13 protein-coding genes are annotated in these 12,291 nt (G+C 61.2%); 8 read left to right on the forward strand and 5 right to left on the reverse strand.

Translation table 11 applies throughout. From position 1 onward, the window contains the following. The first annotated feature begins 43 nt into the window (after nucleotides 1-43). Nucleotides 44-322, forward strand: coding sequence for a type II toxin-antitoxin system RelE/ParE family toxin (locus IB249_RS27170; RefSeq protein WP_192309091.1), 279 nt, complete (start codon nucleotides 44-46; stop codon nucleotides 320-322). Nucleotides 323-335: 13 nt separating this feature from the next. Further along, complete coding sequence (locus tag IB249_RS27175; protein WP_192309092.1) at nucleotides 336-623, forward strand: HigA family addiction module antitoxin; 288 nt, start codon at nucleotides 336-338, stop codon at nucleotides 621-623. A gap of 6 nt (nucleotides 624-629) precedes the next feature. Here IB249_RS27175 and IB249_RS27180 read toward each other — a convergent pair whose 3' ends face one another. After that, nucleotides 630-1,181: a DJ-1 family glyoxalase III gene (locus IB249_RS27180; RefSeq protein ID WP_192309094.1), complete on the reverse strand. Its 552-nt coding sequence runs from the start codon at nucleotides 1,179-1,181 to the stop codon at nucleotides 630-632. Between the two features lie 66 nt (nucleotides 1,182-1,247). Continuing rightward, on the reverse strand, nucleotides 1,248-1,694 hold the full coding sequence (locus IB249_RS27185; RefSeq protein WP_192309096.1) for a DUF4879 domain-containing protein: 447 nt from the start codon (nucleotides 1,692-1,694) through the stop codon (nucleotides 1,248-1,250). 220 nt (nucleotides 1,695-1,914) lie between these two features. On the opposite strand from IB249_RS27185, the gene IB249_RS27190 reads away from it, so the two are divergent. The 5 genes from IB249_RS27190 to IB249_RS27210 all read left to right on the forward strand — a co-directional run bounded on the left by IB249_RS27190 (nucleotide 1,915) and on the right by IB249_RS27210 (nucleotide 6,827). Further along, entirely contained in the window at nucleotides 1,915-3,210 is a 1,296-nt protein-coding gene (locus IB249_RS27190; protein ID WP_192309098.1) for an NCS2 family permease, read from the forward strand. Continuing rightward, nucleotides 3,207-4,286, forward strand: coding sequence for a tRNA (uridine(54)-C5)-methyltransferase TrmA (gene trmA / locus IB249_RS27195; protein WP_192309100.1), 1,080 nt, complete (start codon nucleotides 3,207-3,209; stop codon nucleotides 4,284-4,286). The genes IB249_RS27190 and trmA overlap by 4 nt, the downstream gene beginning before the upstream one ends. A gap of 188 nt (nucleotides 4,287-4,474) precedes the next feature. After that, a complete protein-coding gene (locus IB249_RS27200) occupies nucleotides 4,475-5,395 on the forward strand; it encodes a LysR family transcriptional regulator (protein ID WP_192309102.1) in 921 nt (306 codons plus the stop codon). A gap of 131 nt (nucleotides 5,396-5,526) precedes the next feature. Then, complete coding sequence (gene aroQ / locus IB249_RS27205) at nucleotides 5,527-5,967, forward strand: type II 3-dehydroquinate dehydratase (protein WP_192309104.1); 441 nt, start codon at nucleotides 5,527-5,529, stop codon at nucleotides 5,965-5,967. A 5-nt stretch (nucleotides 5,968-5,972) separates the two neighbouring features. Further along, nucleotides 5,973-6,827: a shikimate dehydrogenase gene (locus IB249_RS27210; RefSeq protein ID WP_192309106.1), complete on the forward strand. Its 855-nt coding sequence runs from the start codon at nucleotides 5,973-5,975 to the stop codon at nucleotides 6,825-6,827. Between the two features lie 42 nt (nucleotides 6,828-6,869). Here IB249_RS27210 and IB249_RS27215 read toward each other — a convergent pair whose 3' ends face one another. Both IB249_RS27215 and quiC read right to left on the reverse strand, forming a co-directional pair. Beyond that, complete coding sequence (locus tag IB249_RS27215) at nucleotides 6,870-7,547, reverse strand: TetR/AcrR family transcriptional regulator (protein WP_192309108.1); 678 nt, start codon at nucleotides 7,545-7,547, stop codon at nucleotides 6,870-6,872. Between the two features lie 102 nt (nucleotides 7,548-7,649). After that, nucleotides 7,650-9,551, reverse strand: a complete 1,902-nt coding sequence (quiC, locus tag IB249_RS27220) for a 3-dehydroshikimate dehydratase QuiC (protein ID WP_192309110.1) — start codon at nucleotides 9,549-9,551, stop codon at nucleotides 7,650-7,652. Between the two features lie 294 nt (nucleotides 9,552-9,845). On the opposite strand from quiC, the gene IB249_RS27225 reads away from it, so the two are divergent. Then, complete coding sequence (locus tag IB249_RS27225) at nucleotides 9,846-11,162, forward strand: MFS transporter (protein ID WP_225607224.1); 1,317 nt, start codon at nucleotides 9,846-9,848, stop codon at nucleotides 11,160-11,162. Nucleotides 11,163-11,229: 67 nt separating this feature from the next. On the opposite strand, the gene IB249_RS27230 is transcribed toward IB249_RS27225, so the two are convergent. Beyond that, on the reverse strand, nucleotides 11,230-12,108 hold the full coding sequence (locus IB249_RS27230) for a DMT family transporter (RefSeq protein ID WP_192309114.1): 879 nt from the start codon (nucleotides 12,106-12,108) through the stop codon (nucleotides 11,230-11,232). Between the last annotated feature and the right edge of the window lie 183 nt (nucleotides 12,109-12,291).

Below are 12,291 nucleotides of genomic sequence, written 5' to 3' on the forward strand. Positions count from 1 at the left end.
TAGTTAGCGCACTCGGTGTAATGTATCGCCTTACACTCGTGGCATGATCAAATCCTTTCAGCACAAAGGCCTTCGCGGCTTCTACGAGACGGGCTCGACACGTGGAATCCGTGCCGACCATGCGAAGCGCCTTTCCCGGATATTGCAGTTCATGGACCGCGCTGTGGTTCCTGGAGACCTCGACCTGCCGGGATGGCGATTGCATCCACTTAAAGGTGAGTTGAACGAATACTGGTCAATGAGCGTTTCGGGAAACTGGCGGATCATTTTCCGTTTTACGGGTCCGGACATCGAACTGGTCGATTATCTGGACTATCACTGACAGGAGGCAGGCCATGTCCTTGCACAACCCGCCGCACCCGGGCGAAACGCTTCAACAGGATGTACTGCCCGAACTGGGTATCAGCGTGACAGAACTGGCACGTCACTTGGGGTTCGCACGCCCGCACCTCTCCCGGGTGCTGCACGGACATGCGCCGATCAGTCCAGACTTGGCGGTGCGTCTTGAGAGAGCAGGGATTGGCAAAGCCCGGATGTGGCTAGGGGTTCAAACCGATTACGACCTCTGGCACGCGGAGCGGCGGGAGCAGCCAGTGATTACCCCCCTTGCGGCCCCCGCCTGAAAAGATCTAGACCACCAACTCCCCCGCCACCGCCACCCGCACGGCCTTGCCGCACAGGTGTTCCACCAGCGTCAGGGCAAACGTCAGTGCGCCTCCCGAGCCTTGGGCGGTCACGCAGTTGCCATCGACCACTACCGGTTGATCGACGAAGTTGCAGCCTGACAGTTGATGACTGGCCGAAGGCAGGCAGGTCATCCGGCGCTGACGCAGGACTCCGCTGGCTTGCAGCGCCAGGGCCGGGGCTTCGGCAATGCCGGCGAACAGTCGACCGGCCGCCGCCTGGTCCTTGAGCAATTGCTGCAGGGGCTGATGGGCAGCCAGGTGCTGCGCGCCGACGGCACCGCCGGGCAAGGCGATCAGGTCGAATGTCTGGGCCAGCACATCCACCAGCATCCCGTCGGCGGTGACGCGTGTGCCACGGGCGCAAGTGAGCATGCGGCGACCTTCGATACTGGCCACCACCACTTCCACCCTGGCGCGGCGCAGTACGTCGATCAGGGTCACGGCTTGCAGGTCATCGATGCCCTCGGCGAGGGGAATCAGGGCTCTTAAGGTCATGGGTGCGATCCACAGGATGATCCTTGAAGCGTAGTCAGCTTTCCTGACGCTTGTCAGAACCCGCCATTACCGGATGTAAAGCTGCGTCGACAGCGTGTTGCGCGGTGCGTTGATCGATGTGTTGCTGAAGGTGAACGTGCCTTCCTGTTTGCCGGCCAGATCGAACACATACAGGTAACCCACGGTTTTTTTGCCAGGGCTGCACTCGGTCAGGTTGCCATTGTCGTAGGCACAGACCGGAGTCCGCGTGCCATTCACGTCGAAGCCGTCCAGCCCGGCCTGCGCGGCGCGGCCATAGCCGATTTCCAGCACATACACCTTGATGTTCGGTCCGCTGTGATCGCACTGGGTCCTCTGCTGCCCCTCGTCAATGCTTTCGAAACCACACGCCGGCGATTCGACCTTGAGCACCTTGACCTGGCTCAACGGTGCCGCCGATGCCGCCATGGCGCCTTGTGCCCCGAGCGTCAGGATCACCCCTGTCGCGAATGCGCTGATCAGATACTTTTTCATGCCGCTCCCATCCCCCCAAAACCAGCGCGCAGTATGGCGCACTTGGCTTTAACGCAAAACATCGACGACGATCACCGCCATAAGCAGCCATGGCGCCACGCTGCTGGTATGATGCGCGGCTTTTTCCGACCCACAGAAAATTCCAGGCGCCTGCAGCGGTCTGTGCTTTGCTGTTGAGGTCGATACATTCACGGCGCCGGGCGCGCCACGGGGAGCAGACATGCTGGAAAGGCTGTTTCAACTCAAGGCACACAACACCAATGTGCGTACCGAGATTCTTGCGGGCGTCACGACTTTCCTGGCCATGGCCTACATTCTGTTCGTCAACCCGAGCATCCTCGGCGAGACCGGCATGGACAAGGGCGCGGTGTTCGTCGCGACCTGCCTGGCCGCCGCCATCGGCTCCACGGTCATGGGCCTGATCGCCAACTACCCGATCGCCCTCGCGCCGGGCATGGGCCTGAACGCTTTCTTCACCTACACCGTGGTCCTGCACATGGGCCATACCTGGCAAGTCGCGCTGGGGGCGGTGTTCATCTCGGCGGTGCTGTTCTTCCTGCTGTCGATCTTCCGCATCCGGGAATGGATCATCAACAGCATCCCGTTGCCGCTGCGCTCGGCGATTGCCGCCGGTATCGGCCTGTTCCTGGCGCTGATCGCCCTGCACAATGCCGGCATCGTAGTCAGCAACCCGGCGACCATGGTCGGCCTCGGCGACCTGAAACAACCGGCTCCGATCCTGGCCACACTCGGCTTCGCCCTGATCGTGGCCCTGGAAGCGCTGGCCGTACGCGGTGCGGTGCTGATCGGCATCCTGGCGGTCACCATCGTCTCGATCCTGATGGGCTTCACCCCGTTCGGTGGCGTGACGTCGATGCCACCCTCGCTGGCGCCGACCTTCCTGCAACTGGACATCAAGGGTGCACTGGACATTGGCCTGGTCAGCGTGATCTTCGCGTTCCTGTTCGTCGATCTGTTCGACAACTCGGGCACCCTGATCGGCGTCGCCAAGCGCGCCGGCCTGATGGGCAAGGACGGCCACATGCCGAAAATGGGTCGCGCGCTGATTGCCGACAGCACCGCCGCCATGGCCGGTTCGCTGCTGGGTACGTCGACCACCACCAGCTACATCGAGTCTGCAGCCGGCGTGAGCGCCGGTGGCCGCACCGGCCTGACGGCAATCGTGGTCGCGATCCTGTTCCTGCTGGCGCTGTTCTTTTCGCCACTGGCCGCCAGCGTTCCCGCTTTCGCCACCGCGCCGGCGCTGCTGTTCGTCGCCGTGCTGATGACATCCGGCCTGGCCGAAATAGACTGGGAAGACATTACCGTGGCCGCACCGGTGGTGGTCACCGCCCTGGCCATGCCGTTCACTTACTCCATCGCCAACGGCATCGCTTTCGGCTTCATCGCCTGGACGGCGATCAAGCTGCTGTCCGGTCGTGGCCGTGAACTGAACGCGGCGCTGGTGATTCTGTCGATTCTGTTCGTGATCAAGTTGGGTTGGTTCAACGCATGACTTTTGATTCCCAGGCTTACACCGTCCAGCTTGAAGAAAAGGTGGCGCGCCTGCGCGACCTGCTGGCGCCGTTTGATGCACCGGAACCCGTCGTATTCGATTCGCCGCTGCAGAACTTCCGCCTGCGTGCCGAGTTCCGCCTGTGGCGTGAAGCCGGTGAGCGCCACTACGCGATGTTTTCCCAGGAAGACAAGCGCACGCCGATCCTGATCGAAGAATTCCCGATCGCCAGCCTGCGCATCAACGCCTTGATGCCGCAGCTCAAAGCCGCCTGGCAAGCCAGCTCGGCCCTGAGCCACAAGCTGTTTCAGGTGGAGTTCCTGACCACCCTGGCCGGCGACGCGATGATCACCCTGTGCTATCACCGCCCGCTGGATGAACACTGGCATGCCGCGGCATCGAAGTTGGCAGCGGACCTGAACGTCAGCGTGATCGGTCGCTCCAAGGGCAAGCGTGAGGTGATCGGTCACGACTACGTGGTCGAAAAACTTGAAGTCGGTGGTCGCACGTTCAGTTACCGCCAACCAGAAGGCGCCTTTACCCAGCCCAACGGCACCGTAAACCAGAAGATGCTCAACTGGGCCTACGATGCGCTGGGCGAGCGCACCGACGATTTGCTGGAGCTGTATTGCGGCAACGGCAACTTCACCCTGCCCCTGGCGACCCGCGTGCGCAAGGTGCTGGCCACCGAAATCAGCAAGACCTCGGTCAACGCAGCCTTGAGCAACCTCAGCGAAAATGCGCTGGATAACGTCACGCTGGTGCGCCTGTCCGCCGAAGAGCTGACCGAAGCCCTGAATGAAGTGCGTCCGTTCCGTCGCCTGCATGGCATCGACCTGAAGAGCTACGAGTTCGGTAGCGTCTTCGTCGACCCGCCCCGTGCCGGCATGGACCCGGACACTTGCGAACTGACCCGGCGCTTCGACAACATCCTGTACATCTCCTGCAACCCGGACACCCTGGCGGCCAACATCGCCCAGTTGCACGACACCCACCGCATCACCCGCTGTGCGATGTTCGACCAGTTCCCGTGGACCCATCACATGGAGTCCGGGGTGTTGCTGACCCGACGTTAAGCGCAGCCAGCCCTGACAAAACAGCCGTCGTTCCGACGGCTTTTTTGTGCCGGCTCAGTCGGTGATTGAGGCTGGCCATGGAAACCCGCGCAACGGCTCTGGATACGCGTAAAAAGGGTGAGCAATCCTTTCGGTAATTTGATAAACACTGCATCAGGCCCTTTATTTGATCCCTGGTGTAATCAATCATGCAGCGCACATTCGACGATCTTCAGCTCGGCAGCATCGAACTGTTTTGCCTGGCCGCCGAAGCCGGCAGTTTTACCGCCGCAGCACTGGTGGCGGGCGTCACGCCGGCAGCGGTGAGTCGCTCGGTGTCGCGCATGGAGGAACGTCTGGGTGTCAGGTTGTTCGCGCGTACCACGCGCAGCGTGAAAATGACCGACAGCGGGCGCCGGTACTACGAGGAATGCCGTCAGGCGCTGGCGCAACTGGTCGAAGCTCAACGCGAGGTGATGGGCCAGCAGCAGGAGCCTTCCGGGACCTTGCGCATCAGCATCCCGACGACCTACGCCCATCACCGGATCCTGCCGCTGCTCCCGGCTTTTCGGCAGCGTTTTCCCCAGGTAAAAGTCGAGTCGCACATCAGCAATCGCAACATCGACTTTGTCGGCGAAGGCTATGACTTGGCCATTCGCGTGCGGGCGATTCCGGATTCGGGGTTGATTGCCCGGCAACTTGAAGATGCGGAACTGGTGATGATTGCCACGCCCGAATACCTCGAACGCGCGGGCACCCCGCAGACCCTGGACGACCTCAAGCAGCACGAGTGCATCCAGTACGAGTTGCCGAGCAGTGGCCGGCGAATCGCCTGGCTGTTCAACGACAACGGCGAGCAGCGCGAGATACTCGCCGAGGGCAACCTCAGTTGCTCCGACGACGTTCTGGGCGGTGTGACCCTGGCCAAACACGGCGCCGGCCTGTTTCAGACCTATCGCTTCATCGTCGAAAGCGAGCTGGCGGAGGGTTCGCTGGTGGAAGTCCTCAAACCCTACGGCGGCCGCTCACGCCCATTCACCCTGCTCTACCCGCAGAGCCGGCATATGCCGTTGCGGTTACGGGCGTTCATCGATTTTCTGCTGGAACAGCTGCCTCGTTCAAAACCCTGAAAGCGTCCGATCACCGAACACAAAAGACTGGCTCGGGCCCTCTCCAATTGACCAAATTAACCACCTAGTACATTTTATCTCCACAGGCTGAACCTTCAGCCCATTCCAACAATAAAAAGTGGAGAGACCCGATGAACCCAATCGTTCTGGTGCTCAACGGCCCGAACCTTAACCTGCTGGGAACCCGTGAACCGGGCACCTACGGCCATGAGACCCTGGCGGATATTTCAGCCTTGTGCGGGCGTGCCGCCGAGGAGTTCGGCCTGGCGGTGGAGTTTCGCCAGACCAACCATGAAGGCGAATTGCTCGACTGGATTCACGCCGCTCGCGGTCGCTGTGCCGGGATCGTCATCAACCCCGCCGCCTGGACGCACACCTCGGTCGCCATTCGCGATGCCCTGGTTGCAAGCGAATTGCCGGTCATCGAAGTGCACCTGTCGAACGTCCATGCCCGCGAACCTTTTCGCCACCATTCCTTCGTTTCAGCGATTGCCACAGCGGTGATGGCCGGGTTCGGCAGCCATGGCTATCGACTGGCGCTGGAGCATTTCAGCCTGCGCCTGAAGGGATGAACACCATGACTCGCAACAGTGCTGTACTGGCCGGCCTGATCGGCGCCGGCATCCAGGCGTCGCGCACGCCCGCGCTCCATGAGCAGGAGGGCGATGCCCAAGGCTTGCGCTACCTGTATCGCCTGATCGACCTCGATCAACTCAAGCTCGACAGCCTGGCCCTGCCCGACCTGCTGAAGGCGGCCGAACGGATGGGCTTCACTGGCCTGAACATTACCTTCCCGTGCAAGCAGACCATCATTCCGCTGCTCGACGAATTGTCCGACGAGGCCCGGGGTATCGGTGCCGTGAACACGGTGGTGTTGAAGGATGGCAAACGCATCGGCCACAACACCGACTGCCTGGGTTTCGCCGAGGGTTTCCGTCGGGGCCTGAAGGACGCGGCGGTCGAGCGTGTCGTGCAGATGGGCGCCGGAGGTGCCGGGGCGGCGGTCGCCCACGCATTGTTGAGCGAAGGCGTACAACGTCTGAGCATTTTCGACGTGGAAACCAGCCGCGCGCAGAGCCTGGCGAACAATCTCAATCAGCACTTCGGCGCGAACCGCGCCATGGCCGGGCATGATCTGCCGGGCACGCTGGCGCAGGCCGACGGCCTGGTCAACACCACGCCCATGGGCATGCAAAAACTGCCGGGCATGCCGGTTCCGGCGGCGCTGCTTCGACCGCAGCTATGGGTGGCGGAGATCGTTTACTTCCCACTGGAGACCGAGTTGCTGCGTCACGCCCGCGCCTTGGGTTGCCGGACGCTGGATGGCGGCATCATGGCGGTGTTCCAGGCGGTGAAGGCATTTGAATTGTTCAGCGGCGTGGTGCCGGATGCGCAGCGGATGCTCGCGCACTTTCAGCGCATGAATGGCTGAGCAAGAACCTGGAGCCGGCGAGCCGGCTCCCGTCAAACCCCGTCAGGCCTGCAGATAGCGCAACACCGACTCGCAGATCATCTGCCGGTGACGCTGTTTGACGCTTTCTTCCGGCAGGTCGATCTGAAAAATCTCACCGATCGTGTGCCGGTTCGACACGCGGTAGAAGCAGAACGAACTGATCAGCAGATGCACGTCCAGCGGCTCCAGCCCCGGGCGAAACACGCCCTCTTCGACCCCGCGCTGCAGAATCACCCCCAGTGAATCGAGAATGGTGTTGTTCATCGCCTTGATCGCATCGGAACGCTTCACATATTCAGCGTTGTGAATGTTCTCTATGCTGACGATGCGCACGAAGCCGACATTGCGGTCATGGTGATCGAAGGTGAACTCGACCAGCCGCCGAATCGCTTCCTGCGGCGCCAGTTCGGCCAGGTGCAGGCGGCTTTCGGTGCTGCGGATGTCGCCGTAAAGCTTCTCCAGCACCTCGACGTACAACTGCTCCTTGCTGCCGAAGTAGTAATAGATCATGCGCTTGGAGGTGTGAATGCGCTCAGCGATCGCATCGACGCGAGCGCCGGAAAGTCCCTGCTGGACGAACTCGACAATGGCTTCTTGAAGAATGTTCTCGCGGGTCTTTTCCGGGTTGTTCTTGCGACTCTTTCGAGGCTCGGCCAAGGGTTCGTCGGGCGCTGGGGAGAGTTCTGAAATTAAGGTCATTGTGGGCTCACGGCCATCACTGCACAGGCTGGCGATTATGAGCCGCACTGCACAGTGAAGGAAGCCGCGCGGCGTCGGTTTAACCTCGTGTTTACCAAATTCCTACAACTTGGCCTGACGAATCGTACCGCTACGGGACTTGGCCATGGCCGCCAGGCGTACCGCCACGTTGGCCGCGCCGTAACCGGCATAGCCGTTCTTGCGCTGGATGATCTCAAAGAAGAACCGGCCTTCGAACGGTTCGGTGTACACGTGAAACAGCTCGCCCCCCTGGGGGTCGCGGTCGTACAGCACGTTGTAGTACGCCAGTTCGCTGAGGAACTCATCGTCGAAATCGAAGCGGGCCGCCAGGTCGTCGTAGTAATTGAGCGGGATGTCCAGCAACGGTACGCCCGCCTCCTTGGCACGGCTGACTTCGGCGAAGATATCGTCGCAGTCGAACGCGATGTGATGCACGCCTGAGCCACGATAACTCGACAGCGCGTGTGAGATGGCGGTGTTACGGTTCTCGGAAATGTTCAAGGGCAAGCGGATCGAACTGTCACGGCTACGCAGGGCCCGGCTCTTCACCAACCCGTAGGGGTCTGGCAGCACGACTTCATCGTCAGCCTCGAAATCCAGCAGGCTCTTGTAGAACAGCACCCAGCTGTCGAGGCTGTCGGCCGGCAAGGCCATCGCCATGTGATCGATGCGCTTGAGGCCGCCACGGGCCACGGCGTCCGGTTGCAGATGGAAATCGGTGTGATAGACGTCGGCCTGCTGGTCAACCAGGTAGATCAGGCTGCCATCCGGCGCCCGCACCGCCGCCAGCTCCAGCTCGTTGGGGCCGACCAGTCCGCGATAGGGCTGGCCCTTGTAAGCCACCGCCCGCGCCAGTGCGCTGGTGCTGTCCTTGACCCGCACGGCCGTGGCGCACAGCGACGGGCCGTGGGCCTCGAAAAAACTGTGGGCAAACGAATAGGGCTCGCAATTGAGGATCAGGTTGATATCGCCCTGGCGCATCAGGCTGACGCTTTTGGACCGGTGCTGTCCGGCCTTGACGAACCCCAGTCGCTCCAGCCAATGGGACAGCTTGGCACCGAGGCTCTCGTCCACGGCAAACTCGAGAAACTCGATGCCGTTGTATTCGCTGGCCTTGGGGGTCTCGAACAGAATGTCGCTGTTCGGCGCGGGCTGGGCTTGCTGCGCCAGGCGCTCGCGGGTTTTCTCTTCCAGGTACAGCAAAGAGCGCAGGCCGTCGGCGGCATTGGCGCGCGGAGGGGCGGCACGGAAACCGTCGTTGAAGATTTCCAGCGACAACGGCCCGGTGTAACCGCTCTGGATAATCGGTGCAAGGAAGCCCGGCAGGTCGAATTCACCCTGACCCGGGAAGCAGCGGAAATGCCGGCTCCACTCCAGCACGTCCATGGCCAGGATCGGCGCGTCGGCCATTTGTACGAAGAAGATCTTGTCGCCGGGAATATCGGCAATGGCACTCGGGTCGCCCTTGAGCGACAACGTGTGGAAACTGTCGAGCAGCACGCCCAGGCTCGGGTGATCGGCCTGGCGCACGATGTTCCACACCTGTTGATAAGTGTTCACATGCCGCCCCCAGGCCAACGCTTCGTAGCCGATGCGCAAGCCGCGTGCCCCGGCGCGTTCGGCCAGCAGACGCAGGTCGTCGACGAGGATCTGCTCGTCGCCTACCGAGTCAGGCGAAGCATTGCTGCACACCAGCACCAGGTCGGTGCCCAGTTCCTGCATCAGGTCGAATTTGCGTTCGGCCCGTTCCAGGTTACGGGGCAGGCGCTCGCGACGGCAGCCTTCGAAGTCCCGAAACGGTTGAAACAGGGTGATGGCGATCCCGAGATCGGCGCACATCTGTTTAATTTCCCGCGGACTGCCGTCGTAGTAGAGAAGGTCATTCTCGAAAATCTCCACGCCGTCGAAACCGGCGGCGGCGATGGCTTCGAGCTTTTCCGGCAGGGTACCGCTCAAGGACACGGTGGCAATGGAACGTTGCATGGTTCGACTCCCGGTGGAGGCTTCGGCTACAGGGAAGTTGCGCCGCTTTTGAAAGAATGACCCGATTATTCAGCCACGTTTTTCAATGAGCAATTCAAAGTGTACCATCCGGTTAGTTTTGTGTTCGATTATCGAACACAATGCCGCCATGCGAATTGACGATTTTTTGTCCACTGCGCAACATCGACGACACATTGAGTCCGGTCGTGAACCACCGGGTTCGGTCAACAACGACACACCACACCACATAAAAACAATCGGGTGGCCTACATGACTCCTTCTCAAAGCTCTCCCATGGAGCGTACCTCCATGACCCCTGCCCCCAGCGGCATCGGCGACAAGATCCGTGGCGCCATGGCTGTCGGCAAAACCCGTTGGGGCATGCTGGCGCTGGTGTTTTTCGCCACCACCCTGAACTACATCGACCGTGCCGCACTGGGTGTGATGCAGCCGATCCTGGCCAAGGAAATGAGCTGGACGGCGATGGATTACGCCAACATCAACTTCTGGTTCCAGGTCGGTTACGCCATCGGTTTCGTCCTGCAAGGCCGCCTGATCGACCGGGTCGGCGTGAAGCGCGTGTTCTTCTGCGCCGTCCTGCTCTGGAGCCTGGCGACCGGTGCCCATGGCCTGGCCACTTCCGCTGCCGGCTTCATGGTCTGCCGCTTTATCCTCGGACTGACGGAAGCTGCCAACTACCCGGCCTGCGTGAAAACCACGCGCTTGTGGTTCCCTGCCGGCGAACGCGCCGTGGCCACCGGCATCTTCAATGCCGGGACCAACGTCGGGGCAATGTTCACCCCGATGCTGCTGCCGCTGATCCTGCACGCATGGGGCTGGCAGGCAGCATTCCTGTGCATGGCGGCGCTGGGGGGCATCTGGTTGCTGTTCTGGGGCTTGAAGTATTTCAACCCGGAAGACCACCCGAGCGTCAATCCCGCTGAACTGGCCTACATCCAGAAGGAAGTCGAGCCGGAACAGGCCCGCGTACCGTTCTCGCGAATCCTGCGCATGCGCGGCACCTGGGCCTTCGCCATCGCCTACTCCCTGACCGCACCGGTGTTCTGGTTCTACCTGTACTGGCTGCCACCGTTTCTCAACCAGCAATACAACCTGGGGATCAACGTGACCCAGATGGGTATCCCGCTGATCATCATCTACCTCACGGCCGACTTCGGCAGCGTCGGTGGCGGCATCCTGTCTTCGTTCCTGATCGGTCGTGGCGTCAATCCGATCAAGGCGCGGTTGATCTCCATGTTCCTGTTCGCCTGCTGCATCATCGGCGTGGTCATGGCCGCCGGTTCGAGCAGCCTGTGGGTCGCGGTGTTCGCCATCTCCCTGGCAATCGGTGCGCACCAGGCCTGGACCGCGAACATCTGGAGCCTGGTCATGGACTACACGCCTAAACACATGATGAGTACGGTGTTCGGCTTTGGCGGCATGTGTGCAGCGATCGGCGGCATGTTCATGACGCAGTTGGTCGGCCACATTCTGACGGTCACCCACAACAACTACACCGTGCTGTTCACCCTGATTCCGGCGATGTATTTCATCGCGCTGACCTGGATGTACTTCATGGCACCGCGCAAGATTCCGAACGTTACCGAGTAAGCAGGCAGCGCAGTTCCTGTGGGAGCGGGCCTACTCGCTCCCACAGTGTTTTTTGAACGATGAGCCTCTATTTGCGGCTCTGTTGCCAGGCCGCCGCCAAGCCACTGCAGCAGATCACCGCAATCCCGATCACGGTGGTCAGGGTCGGCGTATGGGCAAACAGCAACCAGCCCAGCAAGCCGGCAAAGACAATCTGGCAGTAGCCGAAGGGCGCCAGCAGTGCCGGGGCGGCGTGGCGGAACGCCTGGGTCAGGAACAGGTGTGCGGTCATCCCGCAGGCGCCCAGTGCCACCATCATCAAGCCATGCCCCACGCTGGGCATTTGCCAGAAGAACGGCACCATCGCACTCATGACAAGGGTGTTGCACAGGCCGGCGAAAAAGTTGCTGGTGGTCGGGCTGTCGATCTCACTGAGCTTGCGGGTCAGCAACTGGTAGAAGCAGAAGAACAGTGCCGAGCAGAACGGCAGCAACACCGCCGGCGTGAACAGGTCGCCGCCGGGGTGGACAATGATCAACACCCCGACAAATCCGCAAATCACCGCAATCCACTGGCCACGGGTGACGCGCTCCCCCAACAGCGGCACCGACAGCGCCGTCACCAGTACCGGCGCAAGAAAGTTGACCGCCGTGGCTTCGGCCAGCGGGATGTACTGCAAGCCGGTGGTGAAGAACAGGCTGGTGCCCAACAGGCATAACGCCCGAATCAATTGCAGGAGCGGCCGTTTGGTACGCAGGACGCGCAGCCCGGATTGCGGCAGGAAAATCCCCGCCATCAATACGGTGTGCACCACATACCGCGCCCAGACCACCATGACGATCGGGTAGAACCCCGACAGGTATTTCGACAAGGCGTCGTGACTGGAGAAGAGGAAGGTAGCAAGGACGATCAGCAAAATCCCCTTGAAGGGCTGGTTTACGCCGGAGAGCGGGGTGCTGACGGTCATCAGGTAATCCTTGTGTCCCACATCGAAGATCAAAAAGCGTTGCGAACCCGCGAGGTCGTACAACAACCCATACCGTAACCGTGACGGGGCCGCTTTGGCCAGATCTTCCAACCGATTATCGAACGAAGATAAAAACCCGACGCCTGAGGGAATTCGGTCGGGGATCCACGTTCAATACAACGC

The organism is Pseudomonas sp. PDM04 (assembly GCF_014851765.1).
In the GTDB taxonomy this organism is placed as follows: Bacteria; Pseudomonadota; Gammaproteobacteria; order Pseudomonadales; family Pseudomonadaceae; genus Aquipseudomonas.